This window comes from Dietzia sp. SYD-A1 (genome assembly GCF_015356725.1).
Classification (GTDB): Bacteria; Actinomycetota; Actinomycetes; order Mycobacteriales; family Mycobacteriaceae; genus Dietzia.
Genome location: NZ_JADDKI010000250.1, coordinates 1 through 12,847, shown reverse-complemented (window position 1 = coordinate 12,847; position 12,847 = coordinate 1). Strand labels below are relative to the sequence as shown.

Annotated in this window: 10 protein-coding genes and 1 pseudogene; 3 read left to right on the top strand and 8 right to left on the bottom strand. The window is 71.5% G+C overall.

What is annotated here, in order from left to right:
- The first annotated feature begins 34 nt into the window (after positions 1-34).
- Positions 35-679: an amino acid-binding protein gene (locus tag IY392_RS10910; protein ID WP_107758117.1), complete on the top strand. Its 645-nt coding sequence runs from the start codon at positions 35-37 to the stop codon at positions 677-679.
- A gap of 120 nt (positions 680-799) precedes the next feature.
- Here IY392_RS10910 and ligA read toward each other — a convergent pair whose 3' ends face one another.
- The gene (gene ligA, locus IY392_RS10905; RefSeq protein WP_194861221.1) at positions 800-2,959 is read right to left on the bottom strand and encodes an NAD-dependent DNA ligase LigA; all 2,160 of its coding nucleotides are present in this window, start codon (positions 2,957-2,959) and stop codon (positions 800-802) included.
- 59 nt (positions 2,960-3,018) lie between these two features.
- Between ligA and IY392_RS10900 the strand changes: the two genes are divergently transcribed.
- Entirely contained in the window at positions 3,019-3,813 is a 795-nt protein-coding gene (locus IY392_RS10900; RefSeq protein WP_107756701.1) for an exonuclease domain-containing protein, read from the top strand.
- Here IY392_RS10900 and IY392_RS10895 read toward each other — a convergent pair.
- The 6 genes from IY392_RS10895 to IY392_RS10870 form a co-directional block, all read right to left on the bottom strand.
- The gene (locus tag IY392_RS10895; RefSeq protein ID WP_194861220.1) at positions 3,746-4,828 is read right to left on the bottom strand and encodes a cobalamin-independent methionine synthase; all 1,083 of its coding nucleotides are present in this window, start codon (positions 4,826-4,828) and stop codon (positions 3,746-3,748) included. The two genes, IY392_RS10900 and IY392_RS10895, sit on opposite strands and share 68 nt — an antisense overlap.
- A complete protein-coding gene (gene mnmA / locus IY392_RS10890; RefSeq protein ID WP_194861219.1) occupies positions 4,825-5,955 on the bottom strand; it encodes a tRNA 2-thiouridine(34) synthase MnmA in 1,131 nt (376 codons plus the stop codon). The genes IY392_RS10895 and mnmA overlap by 4 nt, the downstream gene beginning before the upstream one ends.
- Positions 5,952-7,148 (bottom strand): cysteine desulfurase family protein, encoded by a 1,197-nt coding sequence (locus tag IY392_RS10885; protein ID WP_194861218.1) that lies wholly within the window; start codon positions 7,146-7,148, stop codon positions 5,952-5,954. Before IY392_RS10885 ends, mnmA begins: the two co-directional genes overlap by 4 nt.
- A gap of 93 nt (positions 7,149-7,241) precedes the next feature.
- The gene (locus IY392_RS10880; RefSeq protein WP_107756704.1) at positions 7,242-8,192 is read right to left on the bottom strand and encodes an electron transfer flavoprotein subunit alpha/FixB family protein; all 951 of its coding nucleotides are present in this window, start codon (positions 8,190-8,192) and stop codon (positions 7,242-7,244) included.
- A gap of 51 nt (positions 8,193-8,243) precedes the next feature.
- A complete protein-coding gene (locus IY392_RS10875) occupies positions 8,244-9,029 on the bottom strand; it encodes an electron transfer flavoprotein subunit beta/FixA family protein (RefSeq protein ID WP_156607192.1) in 786 nt (261 codons plus the stop codon).
- Between the two features lie 145 nt (positions 9,030-9,174).
- Positions 9,175-10,806, bottom strand: a complete 1,632-nt coding sequence (locus IY392_RS10870; protein WP_194861217.1) for an AMP-binding protein — start codon at positions 10,804-10,806, stop codon at positions 9,175-9,177.
- Positions 10,807-10,975: 169 nt separating this feature from the next.
- Between IY392_RS10870 and IY392_RS10865 the strand changes: the two genes are divergently transcribed.
- The gene (locus tag IY392_RS10865) at positions 10,976-12,346 is read left to right on the top strand and encodes a PQQ-binding-like beta-propeller repeat protein (RefSeq protein WP_107756706.1); all 1,371 of its coding nucleotides are present in this window, start codon (positions 10,976-10,978) and stop codon (positions 12,344-12,346) included.
- Here IY392_RS10865 and IY392_RS10860 read toward each other — a convergent pair.
- A pseudogene (locus IY392_RS10860) lies at positions 12,337-12,847 on the bottom strand (class I SAM-dependent methyltransferase); the annotation flags it as partial. The gene IY392_RS10865 and the pseudogene IY392_RS10860 sit on opposite strands and share 10 nt — an antisense overlap.

Here is a 12,847-nt window from a genome sequence, read left to right as displayed (position 1 = left end):
AGTCAGGCCCTCGGAGTGCGGCACAATGGGCGCCATGTCTTATCTGCTCCGCGTCCTGCTACCCGATCGTCCGGGGAGCCTCGGCTCCCTCGCGGTCGCACTGGGAACCGCCGGCGCGGACATCATCAGCCTCGACGTGGTGGACAGGTTCGACGGTGTGGCCGTGGACGACATCGTGGTGAACGTCCCCAACGGCACCTTCCCCGACACCCTGATCACCGCCGCCGAGCAGCTCGACGGCGTCATGGTGGACTCGCTGCGGCCGTTCGGCGGGATCCTCGACGCGCACCGCGAGCTCGAGCTCATCGACGCGGTGGCGGGCGCGGGTGCCGGTGCGGACCAGATGCTCGCGGACGAGTTGCCTGCCGCGCTGCGCCTCGGGTGGGCGCTCGTGGTGGAGGAGACGGCCGACGGGTGCCGACTGATCGCGCGGGGCCCCGCCGCGCCGTTGTGGGACGGTGGCCGGGTCGGGGCGGTGTGCCACCTCGAGAGGGCGACCGCACTGGAGGACGACCTGCCGGAGGAGTGGACGGCGATGGACACCGCTGTCGCCGCGGCGCCGCTGGCCTCCGGTCACGTCCTCGTCGTCGGACGACCGGGCGGGCCGTCGTTCCGGCCGTCCGAGATCGCCCGGCTCGGGTACCTCACGGGGATCCTGCGGTCTCTCAACGCGGGGTGACCCCCGGCGTCATCCGCCCTCGTTCACCCGCCGCGTCCCCGAGGGTTGCGCGGCCACTTCGCCCACGCCCCCGAGGGTTGCGCGGCCGGTCAGGTCCCGACACGCAGCGCACCCGAATGGTCACCCCGCACCGTCGCCCGCCGGCGCCGGGCCGTTCTCCAACAGCTCCACGAATCCGGCCTCGTCGAGGATGGTCAGCCCCAGCTCCTCGGCCTTGGTCGCCTTGGACCCCGGGTTGTCCCCCACCACGACGTAGTCCGTCTTCTTCGACACAGATCCGGACGCCTTACCGCCCCTGGCGATGATCGCCTCCTTGATCCCGTCACGGGTGAACCCCTCGAGGGACCCCGTGGCCACGATGGTCAGACCCTCGAGGGTGCGCGGGATCGACTCGTCCCGCTCATCGGCCATCGACACACCGGAGGCAGCCCACCGGTCGACGATCTCGCGGTGCCAGTCCACGTCGAACCATTCGACCACCGACGCAGCGATCGTCGACCCGACGCCGTCCGTCTCCGCCAACTCCTCCTCGGTGGCGGCGCGTAGTGCCTCCATCGAACCGAACCGTGTGGCCAACGCCCGTGCGGCCGTGGGCCCGACATGGCGGATGGACAGTGCCACCAGCACCCGCCACAGGGGTCTGTCCCTCGCCGTCTCCAGATTGGCCAGCAATTTGCGGCCGTTCTCGTTGAGCACGGTGCGCTCGGGGTCGACGCCGTCCTCGACCTGCTTGCGGGTCGCCTTCTCCACGCGGGTGTAGAGGGAGGTGCGGAGGAGGTCGGCCTCGGTGAGGTCGAACAGACCCGCCTCGTTGACCAACACCCCGCTCGTGAGCAGATCGGAGGCCCCCTCGTAGCCGAGCGCCTCGATGTCCAGGGCGTTGCGCGAGGACAGGTAGAACAGTCGCTCACGGAGTTGTGCCGGACAGGAACGCTGGTTCGGGCAGCGCCAGTCGGCGTCGCCTTCCTTCGCCGGTGCCAGGACGGTGTCGCACTCCGGGCAGCGCTCGGGGAAGACGAACTCCCGCTCGGTGCCGTCCCGGCGCTCCACCACCGGTCCGAGCACCTCGGGGATGACGTCGCCGGCCTTGCGGATCACGACGGTGTCGCCGATCAGCACACCTTTCCGCCTGACCTCGGTCTGGTTGTGCAGGGTCGCGAGTGACACCGTGGAGCCGGCGACCAGCACAGGCTTCATGTGGGCGAACGGGGTGACCCGCCCTGTCCTGCCCACGGAGACGCGGATGTCGAGCAGGTCGGTCATCACCTCCTCTGGTGGGTACTTGTAGGCGATCGCCCACCGCGGGGCCCGTGACGTCTGACCGAGTCGTCGCTGGACCGCCCGGTCGTCGATCTTGACGACGAGGCCGTCGATCTCGTGCTCCGGGTCGCCGCGGTGCTCTCCCCAGTACCGCATCCGCTCGAGGACCTCGTCGATCCCGGTCGCCGGGGCGGTGTAGGGCGAGACGGGCAGGCCCCAGTCCGCGAGCGCGAGATAGACGTCGTGGAGGCTGTCGAAGGTCGCGCCCTCGACCACCCCGAGACCGTGGCAGTACATGCCGAGCCGTCGCTGGGCGGTGATCGCCGGGTTCTTCTGGCGCAGTGACCCGGCGGCGCTGTTGCGCGGATTGGCGAACGGCGGCTTTCCCTCGGCGACGAGCCGCGCGTTGAGTTCGGCGAAGTCCTCGAGCCGGAAGAACACCTCGCCCCTCACCTCGAGCACGGCGGGGACGGGGCGGTCCTTAGTCGGGGTGAGCGTGACCGGGATGTCGTCGATCGTCCGGGCGTTGAGGGTCACGTCCTCTCCGGTCCGGCCGTCGCCCCGGGTGGCCGCACTGACCAGCCTGCCGTCGCGGTAGACCAGGTCGAGCGCCACCCCGTCGATCTTGACCTCGCACAGGAAACGCAGGTCGTCCGCCGCGAGGTGCGACTGTTCGACGGCTGACGCCACCCACGCGCGCAACTCCTCTTCGGAGAACACGTTGTCCAGGCTCGTCATCCGCTGCAGGTGCTCCACCGGCGCGAAGTCGGTGGAGAACCCGCCGCCCACGAGCTGTGTCGGCGAGTCCGCGGTCCGCAGGGCGGGGTGACGCTCCTCGAGCGCCTCCAACTCGCGGAACAGAGCGTCGAACTCGGCGTCGGAGACGATGGGGGCATCCCTGACGTAGTAGCGGAACTGGTGGTCCCTCACCGTCTCCGCGAGCTCGGTCCACTGCTGACGAACCTCAGGAGGGATGTCCCCGGTGCCGAGGGGCGCGGTGCTTCGACTGGCGTGGCTCACCAGCACAGGGTAATCCGACGCGGGCCCGCGATGTCGGGGCGACGGCCTACGGTGACCGCATGAACCCGGAGATCACGACCGCCGCCCCACCCGATCGGAACCGGCTGTTGGCCTTCGACCTCGAGACCACCGGGCCGGATCCCCGGACCGCGCACGTCGTCACCTCGGCCCTCCTCGCGATCGACGGACCCCGCAAGGTGGAACGCACCTGGCTGGCCGATCCCGGGATCGACATCCCGGAGGGCGCGACGGCGGTCCACGGCATCACGACCGCCCGGGCCCGCACCCACGGACGTCCGCATGCGGAGGTGGTGGCCGAGACCATCGCGGGCGTCCGGACGGGGTGGCGGGAGGGACGGACCCTGGTGGTGTTCAACGCGGCGTACGACCTCACCATCCTCAAGAGGTGGGACCCGTCGTTCGAGGTGCTCGGGCCGGTGGTCGACCCGTTCGTCATCGACCGCGCGGTAGACCCGTACCGGCGGGGCAAGCGCACCCTCGGGGCCCTGTGCGCGCACCACGGCGTGAGGGTGGACGGTGCACATGAGGCCGGTGCCGACGCGCTCGCGGCGGCCCGCCTGGCGTGGAAGCTTCTCGGCTCGCTCCCCGACCTGGCCGGTGCGGACTGGCGTGCGGTCAACGCACAGCAGGCGCTGTGGCACGAGGCGCGACAGCGGGATTTCGCCGCCTACCTCGAGAAGTCGGGCAAGGACGCCTCGGATGTCACCACGCAGTGGCCGGTCGCCCTCGACCGGCCCGACCCGGGACCAGCCGACCCGGGACCGACTACTCGGCCAGGCGCGGCGCGGCCTCGGCCACCCGACGCACAGACCCCAGTACCTCCCCTGGGGTGAGGTGTGGCGAGACCATGTCGTCGACGGTCGGGGTGAGGACCACCTGTCGCAGAACCGCGTACCGGGGTGCGCTCAGACGCTCGAGAAGCTCCAGGATCGCGGCGACACGATGTTCCACCTCCGGCCCGGACGACGGGGGCCTCGTCGACCCGGGCAGTCCCTCGAACTGGAGGATCCGCCCGCCGTCGAGGACCGTCCCCGCGGCATCGAGAGCGGCATGGGAGCCACCCGAGTGGAGTGTGTCGGCCTCCACGCAGAGCCCGTCGAGGGGGGTCTCACCCTCGGGGGTACGGGTGATGGCGGCCCATCTGGCGGGCGCCTCGTCCCCACCACCCGATTGGACGCGGAGCATCACCTCCGCCACCCCGTTGCGCCGGAGGACGTCGGCGAACCGGCAGAGGGACAGCGACAGCCGGTCCTCGGCCACCGCCGGGATCGGGTCGAATCGGCTCGGTCCCGCGACGGAGCCGGCCGCCACGTGCCAGAGCATCGGCTCGTCGAGCACGATCCTCGCACCGGCGCCCAGGCGTGCAGCCAGCCGGGTGACGCGCGCCGCCACCCCTTCGGCTAGTGCCTCGGCGAGATCCCTCCGGGCCCCGCGATCGGTGAGGACCGGGGACCCGGCGGGCAGTTCCACCCGCGCGGCGAGCGACCAGGGGCCCAGCACCCGCACCACGAGGCGACGGTCCTCCGAGGCGCGGTCGACCTCGGGATCCCTCACCGATTCGTCGGCCTCCTCCAGCGCGTCGAGGTCACGGTCGAGCAGGTCGGACGCCGTCCGGGCGGGTCGCCCCGGTGAGCCCGCGAGGCGCCAGCCCCGGGTGGAGATGTCGACCGGGAGATCGGCGAGCATGGCCAGGGTCCTGCCCACCTGATCGGCTCCGAGCCCCCGGTCGGCGAGTTCCGGGAGGAACGGCATCCGGTGGCATTCACCGAGCACCACCCTCGCGGCCTCCCGGGGATCCGTTCCCCGCATGGGGCCCGGGCCGGTGAATCCCGGCACGATGGTGGTCACGGAGTGGTCGCGACCGGGACGGAGGCGGTGATCGTGCCGCTTCCCAGAACGCGGTCGCCGTCCGGCTCGGGTCGGTAGAGCACGGCGGCCTGGCCGGCGGCGACCCCGCGCACGGGCTCGTCGAGCGAGATCTCCAACCGGGCGTCCGGACCGTCCCCCACCCGTCTGACGTATCCCGGAGCAGCCTCTCCGTGCGCACGGATCTGCACGTGGCACGCGGTCTCCCGGATACTCTCGTCCACCAACCAGTACGGCGAGGACGCGGTCATCGCCCGGGACAGCAGGTGCTCCGACCCCCCGACGGTCACCGTCCCGGAGTCCGCGTCGATGGACGTCACGTATCTGGGTCGGCCGTCGGGCGCCGGCCCCGGCAACCCGAGTCCCTTGCGCTGTCCGATCGTGAACCCGTACACACCGTCGTGCCTGCCCAGTTCGTCGCCACTGTCGGCGTCGACCACCGCGCCGGGACGCAGCCCGATCCTCGCGCCGAGGAAGGCACGGGTGTCACCGGAGGGGATGAAGCAGATGTCGTGACTGTCGGGCTTGGACGCCACGGGCAGGCCGGACGACTCGGCCTCGGCCCGGACCTCGGACTTGAAGGAGTCCCCCAGCGGGAACATCGAGTGCGCGAGTTGTCGAGGGGTCAGCACACCCAGGACATAGGACTGGTCCTTGCCGGGATCGACCGCGCGGCGCAGGACCGGGCGCGACTCGCCCGAGTCCGTCGCCTCGACGGACAGGCGGGCATAGTGTCCGGTGGCCACCGCGTCGAACCCGAGCGCCATCCCCCGGTCGAGGAGGGCCTCGAACTTGATCCGCTCGTTGCACCGCAGGCACGGATTGGGGGTCTCGCCCCGGGAGTACGACTCGACGAAGTCGTCGATCACGTCCGCCCTGAACCGCTCCGCGAAGTCCCACACGTAGAACGGGATGCCCAGCAGATCAGCCACCCGGCGTGCGTCACCCGCGTCCTCACGCGAACAGCAGCCGCGGGAACCGGTCCGCAGCGTCGCCGGGTCCGCACTCAGGGCGAGGTGCACACCCACCACCTCGTGACCGGCGGCCACGGCTCGTGCGGCGGCGACGGCGGAATCGACTCCCCCGCTCATGGCGGCGAGGACCCTCACGACGTCGTCACCCCGGTGCCGATCAACCCGAGGCCCGCGACGCGGGCCCTCTCGGCCGCAGGGGCCAGGGCGGCGATTGCCGCGTCCACGTCCTCCTCGGTCGTGGTGTGGCCGAGACTCAGTCGGAGACTGCTCCTCGCGGCCGCGTCCCCCGCGCCCAGGGCGAGCAACACGTGGCTGGGCTCGGCCACCCCCGCCGTACACGCCGAGCCGGTGGAGCACTCGATCCCCGCGGCATCGAGCAGCAGGATCAGGGATTCCCCGGAGCAGCCCGGGAAGGTGAGATTGGCGATCCCCGGCAGCCTCTGCCCACCTCCGTTGGCCACGGCGTCCGGGACCGTGGCGAGGACGCCCGCGACCAACCGGTCCCGCAGGCGTTCCAGGCGGATCGCCTCGGCCTCCATGTCCCGGACGGCCTCGTCGAGGGCAGCGGCCATCGCGACGACCCCCGGGACGTCCACCGACCCGGACCTGAGATCCCGCTCCTGGCCTCCGCCGAAGCCCACCGGGAGACACGCGGCGCCGCGGTCGATGATGAGCGCTCCGACCCCGAGGGGGCCACCGAACTTGTGGGCGGACAGACTCAGGGACGTCACACCGAGGGCGCCGAAGTCGACCGGGATGTGTCCGACGGCCTGTACCGCATCGGTGTGGACCGCCGCGCCGGCGGCGGTGGCGACGGCCGCCACCCCGGCGACGTCGCTGAGGGTGCCGATCTCGTTGTTGCCGAGCATGACGGCGACGAGGGCCAGGCGCTCCCCCACCTCGTCCAGCACACCGCGGACCGAGTCGGGCGCGACGGCCCCGCACCGATCCACCGGCAGCACACGGACGTCCATACCCCCGCCGCGTGAGGTGGCCAGGTGCGCGGCGGAGTCGAGAACCGAGTGGTGTTCGGTCGCCCCGACGGCCACGACGTCGCCGCTCGAGGCGGCAGCCTGACCCAGTACCGCGAGGTTGTCGGACTCGGTCCCCCCGGAGGTGAACACGACCTCGGAGGGCCTGCAACCGAGGTGGGCGGCCAGTGATTCGCGGGCCTCCTCGAGCCGACGCCGCGCATGTCGGCCGGCTCCGTGCAGAGAGGAGGCGTTACCGACGCTCGCGGCGGCCTCGACATAGGCGGCCAGAGCCGACTGACGCATCGGGGTGGTCGCGGCGTGGTCGAGATAGTGCGCTGTGCGGATCGTGAGCATGACGTCGGCAAGAATACGCCCGAACGCACCGGACCCCGGCACCGCAGGGGTGCCGGGGTCCGGTGGATGCCGTTCGACGCCGTGACGCCGCCCTCACTTACGGGCGTTGATGGCCTCGGTGAGCTGCGGGGCGACAGCGAACAGGTCGCCGACGATGCCGTAGTCCGCGATCTCGAAGATCGGGGCCTCCTCGTCCTTGTTGACGGCGACGATCGTCTTGGACGTCTGCATTCCGGCACGGTGCTGGATGGCGCCCGAGATGCCGAGGGCGATGTACAGCTGCGGCGAGACGGTCTTACCCGTCTGACCGACCTGGAACTGACCCGGGTAGTACCCCGAGTCGACGGCGGCACGCGACGCACCGACCGCGCCCTTGAGCGAGTCCGCCAGCGGCTCCACGACCTCTTCGAACTTCTCGGCCGACCCCACGCCACGGCCGCCCGCGACGACGACGGTGGCCTCGGTGAGTTCCGGACGGTCGCCGCCGACGATCGGGTTGCGGGAGATCACCCTGGCGGCGTTCTCGGGCTCGGGGACGTCGATCTCGACGACCTCACCCGCACCGGCGCTGGGCACGGCCTCGACGGCACCCGGACGCAGGGTGTAGATGGGCGTGTCGCCGGCGACGGTCGCCTCGACCGTGAACGCGCCGCCGAAGATCGAGTGGACGGCGGAGCCGTCGGACTTGATCTCGACGACGTCGCAGAGGGTGCCGGAGCCGGTGCGGGCGGCGAGCCGACCCGCCACCTCCTTACCCTCGAACGTGGCGGCCAGGACGATCGCCGCCGCGCCCTGCTCCGCGAGCCCGGCGAGGACGTCGACCTTCGGGGTGACGAGGTAGTTCTGCACCGCGTCGCCCTCGGCCACGTAGATCTTCTCCGCGCCGGCCTCCTTCAGGGCGTCGGTGAGCGCCGCGGCGGTGCCGGTCTCACCGAACACGACGGCGGACGGCTCGCCGAGCGCACGTGCGGCGGTGAGCAGCTCGAGGGTGACCTTCTTGAGTTCGCCGTCGACGTGCTCGACCGCGACGAGGACTTCAGCCATGGTGGATTCTCCTTGGAAAACTGTGGTGGGAGTCGTTCGGGGTGAGCGCGATCAGATGAGCTTCTGCGCCACGAGGTACTTGGCGACCTCGTTGCCGCCCTCGCCCTCGTCGTTGAACTTCTCACCGGCGCTGCGCGGCGGCTTGGGGACGGAGGAGATCACGGTGGACGCGGCGTTGTCCTTGCCCACCTGGCCGGGCTCGACGTTGGTGTCGGCGAGCGTCAGGACCTCGACCGGCTTCTTCTTGGCGGCCATGATGCCCTTGAAGGAGGGGAACCGCGGCTCGTTGATCTTCTCGCCGACCGACACGACGCACGGCAGCGACGCCTCGATCTCGAAGACGCCCTCGTCGGTCTCGCGCTCGCCCTTGATCGTCCCGCCGGAGACCTCGAGGGTGCGCATGTGCGTGACCTGCGGCAGGCCCAGGTACTCGGCGATGATGGCCGGGACACTGCCCATGCGGCCGTCGGTGGCCTCGTTGCCACAGATGACCAGTTCGGTGCCCTCGATGGTGCCCAGCACGTTGGCGATGGCCCACGCGGTCTGGACCACGTCCGAGCCGTGGAGCGCCTCGTCGTTGAGATGGACGGCCTTGTCCGCGCCCATCGACAGGGCCTTGCGGATCGCCTCGGTGGCGCGGTCGGGACCGGCGGTCAGGACGGTCACCTCGCCCCCCTCGGCCTCCTTGATCTGGAGTGCCTGCTCAACGGCCTTCTCGTTGATCTCGTCGAGGACCGCGTCCGCGGCCTCGCGGTCCAGGGTGAAGTCCCCATCCGAGAGCTTGCGCTCCGAGTAGGTGTCCGGAACCTGCTTGATCAGTACGACGATGTTCGTCATGGGCCTGCGTCGACCTCCTGCGAGTCGGGGCTGGGTGCGTTCCGAACTGACCGGGCGCACCGGATTGTGGTCCTGGGGACAACAATAACGCCACCCGGGCCCTCACCGCAGGAGCGGGGCCGTCAGTAGCGCAGGGGCGGGCGTCTCAGTTGATGCGCGTATCCCACCCCGCCCACGCCGCGTCGCGCAGTTCGTTCTTGCGGACCTTGCCGGTGGAGGTCCGTGGCAGGGCCTCGGTGATCTCCACCGCCCCCGGCACCTTGTACCGGGCGATCCTCGTCCGGCAGTGGTCGATCACACCGTCCTCGTCGAGTCCGGACCCGGGCCTGACCACGACGTAGGCCTTGGGGCGCTCTCCCCACTTCTCGTCGGGCATCGAGACGACGGCGCAGTCGACCACGTCGGGGTGCGCCACGATCGCCTGCTCGACCTCGATCGTCGAGATGTTCTCGCCTCCGGAGACCACCACGTCCTTGGCCCGGTCGAGCAGCTGGACGTACCCGTCCGGGTGCATCACCCCGAGATCGCCCGAGTGGAACCACCCGCCGGCGAACGCGGCGGCGGTGGCCTCGGGGTCGGCGAAGTACCCCTTCATCACCCCGTTGCCGGTCATGACGACCTCCCCCATCGTCACACCGTCCGCGGGGACGTCCACGAGGTGCTTCTCCCCGGGGCTGGTCCGCTCGACCACTCGGACAGTCTCGGCGTGGATCATCGCCACGCCCTGCCTGGACTTCAGGCTGGCCCGCTCGTCCGGGTCCAGCTCCGTCCACCCGGGCTGGGGCGTGCACACCGTGAACGGCCCGTAGGTCTCCGTCAGCCCGTAGACCTGCGTCACGTCGATGCCCAGGTCCTCGAACCGTCGCAGGATCGTGGGCGAGGGCGGCGCACCGGCCGTGACCATGCGGATCCCCTCCACCGGCCGGGCCGCCGGATCGTCGGCGATCGTGCTCAACACCGCCGGGGCGCCGGCGAGGCGGTTGATCCCCTCCTCGTCGAACAGTCTCCAGATCTCCTCGCCCCGGACGGCGCGCAGGCACACATGGGTGCCCATCGCGCCGGTCAGGGCCCACGTGGTGCACCAGCCGTTGCAGTGGAACATCGGGAGCGTCCACAGATAGCGGGAGTCCGCGTCGAGCCCCTGGGTGATGATCTCTCCGAGCGCGTTGAGGTAGGCGCCACGGTGGGTGTACATCACGCCCTTCGGGCGTCCCGTGGTCCCCGAGGTGTAGTTGACGGCGATGACGGAGTCCTCGTCCTCCACCGTCCACGACACCGGCTGCGGGGAGGCCAGCGCGAGGCTCTCCTCCAGTGCCTCGGCGCGGGGGCCGAAGCGGGCGGGGTCCGGTTGGGTGCCGTCGGCGTCGGGGGTCACCAGGATCAGGCTGATCGACTCCGGTATCTCGTTCCCCAGCCCGTCCAGGAGTCCGGCGTCGGCGATGAGCACCGAGATCCCCGCGTGCTCGACGATGTAGGAGACCTCCGGCGGCGCGAGACGGGTGTTGAGCGCCACGACCGCTCCGCCGGCGAGCGGGACCGCGAACTGCGCCAGGAGCGCCTCGGCGGAGTTGGGGGCGAGGACCCCGACGCGCTCTCCCCTGGCGACCCCGCGCATCCGCAGTAGGGAGGCCAGGCGTGTGGCCCGGTCGGCGAACTCGGCGTAGCTCTGCCGGCGGGGCCCGTCCACCACAGCGGTCGCGTCAGGGGACACGCGCGCTGCCTTCTCCAGGAAGCCGAGGGGTGTGAGAGCGGTGTCGAGTCCAGAACTGGCTGCCATCGCGCGGGGTCCGCCTCTCGTGGGGTCGTCCGGTGACCCGGTCTCGGGTGATCACGGTCACGGTAACCGCGGCCGGTCTCGCGCACCGGCGGATTGCGCCCCGGTCCCCCCGGCGCCGCCCCTCGGACTACGCTCTCCCGTGACGATCTGACGTGAAGGGGACCTCCAGGTGGCACCGGCATCGATTCCGCGGCGGGCCGCACCGACCGTACGGGCTCTGCTGGTGGGTGCTGTCGCGGTCGGGCTCGCCGCGGGGTGCGCGTCCCACACCGAGAGCGGTGGCGCCCGCCTGGAGCAGGCCGAGAGCTGGTCGTCCGTCGCCGGCGGCCCCCCGAACTCCGGACGCGCGCATGCATCGGTCTCCGATTCTCCGACGCTGGTCTGGTCACGACCGTTGGGGGCGCCCGCGACCGGGGTCGCCGGTTCGGACGGTATCGGCTCCTTCTTCCAGGCGACCGTCTCCGAGCAGGGCTGCAACCTCTTCGCACTCACCGCCGACGACGGACGCAAGCGGTGGTGCCTGCGCCTACCGACGCACGGACCGCGCATCACCGCGACCGTCGACGGCCGAGGGTCCCTCTTCGTTCCCCTCTACGGCGGGGTGGGTGCGGTGTCGGCGGAGGGTGAGAACCGGTGGTTCGCCCGGACCAGGGGCATCCCCACCACCATCACGCTGCTCGACAACCGCAACCTCCTGACGATCTCCCACCTGGGGATCGTCCGGGTGATCAACACACAGACCGGGCTGGACGCCTCGTCCGAGCTGCCGGTCGCCGGTGAGATCGCACCGTCCGATCCGGGGTTCGGGTCGCCGTGGTGCGGCATCGGCGAACGCGGTTGTCCCGTGCCCGGCCCGGCCGCGGTCGACACGGCGACCGGGACCGCCTATCTCACCGCGTGGGCACCAGGGGCCCCGGCCCCCGACCTGGTCGCCGTGAAGTTCACCGCGGGGGACGCGGGGCGGCTGGAAGTGCTGTGGCGCACCGGGCTCCCCGAGGGGCGGCTCGGGGTCCCGGTGGTCCTGTCGGACGACCGGGACGAGGTCTACCTGCACTCCGAGGACGGCGCCCTGTCCGCCTACTCGACCGCCGACGGGTCACCCGTGTGGTCCTCCCCGATCGGATACCGACCCGACACGCCCCCCGCCCTGCTGCCGGACGGCACGCTGGTGACCGGTGGTCGCACCTCGACCGTGTGGAGGGGTCAGGACGACGACCACGCCGCCGACGCGGGCCCCGCGCCCGTGGTGGCCGTCCGCGGGGAGGACGGGCAGGGGGGTGAGGTGTGGCGGCGCGACGACCTGCGCCAGCTCACCAACCCCGCCGCCACCGCCGACGGACGGGTGCTGGTGGCGGTGAGGTCGGGCGGGAGCGACGACGAGCCGGGGATCGCCCTGCTCCTGATCGATGGTGACGACGGCAGCACCCTGCACGAGATCGAGGTCCCGGCCGCCACGGGTCCGGTCTCCGGACTGAGTGTGGACGACGACGGCCGCATCGCGCTCACGACCGCGGTCGGTGCGGTCTATCTCTACGAGTGAACGCCGGCGGGCTGATCGGTCCGCGGCCCGCACACGAACACCACGGCGGACCTGCCGATCCTCGTCACCACCAGCGCGAGCGGGCGGGAGCCGCCCGGGGCCAGGGACCGCCGCAGCACGTCCGGGTCCGTGTCCACCCCGCGGACCAGGATCTCCAGTGACCCGCAGTCCCGGCGCCTGAGGACCTTCCGGAGTTCCTTGCGGTCGAGCCGGCACCGCTCCAGCACCTCGAACCCCGTGTAACCGGCCGGGATGTGGGGCCCGGTCAGGTGGGCGATCCGGGGGTCGAGCTGACGGAGCCCGTGACGGCGGGCCCAGTGCCGCACCAGGCCGGCCCGGACGACCGCCCCGTCGGGATCGACGATGAACCGGTCCGCCTCCCCGTGGGCGTCGACCTCGTCGTCGTCCTCGTCCGTCACCACCTCCGCATGGACCGCGAGGCCGTCCGCGACCAGCCGCGGTGCCCCCCACGGTGCGGGCGCGCCGGCCCCGGTGGTGCGC

Coding starts and splice junctions, on each gene's coding strand:
- IY392_RS10910 (WP_107758117.1), top strand. CDS start 35: ATGTCTTATCTGCTCCGCGTCCTGCTACCCGATCGTCCGGGGAGCCTC.
- IY392_RS10900 (WP_107756701.1), top strand. CDS start 3,019: ATGAACCCGGAGATCACGACCGCCGCCCCACCCGATCGGAACCGGCTG.
- IY392_RS10885 (WP_194861218.1), bottom strand. CDS start 7,148: ATGCTCACGATCCGCACAGCGCACTATCTCGACCACGCCGCGACCACC.
- IY392_RS10880 (WP_107756704.1), bottom strand. CDS start 8,192: ATGGCTGAAGTCCTCGTCGCGGTCGAGCACGTCGACGGCGAACTCAAG.
- IY392_RS10875 (WP_156607192.1), bottom strand. CDS start 9,029: ATGACGAACATCGTCGTACTGATCAAGCAGGTTCCGGACACCTACTCG.
- IY392_RS10870 (WP_194861217.1), bottom strand. CDS start 10,806: ATGGCAGCCAGTTCTGGACTCGACACCGCTCTCACACCCCTCGGCTTC.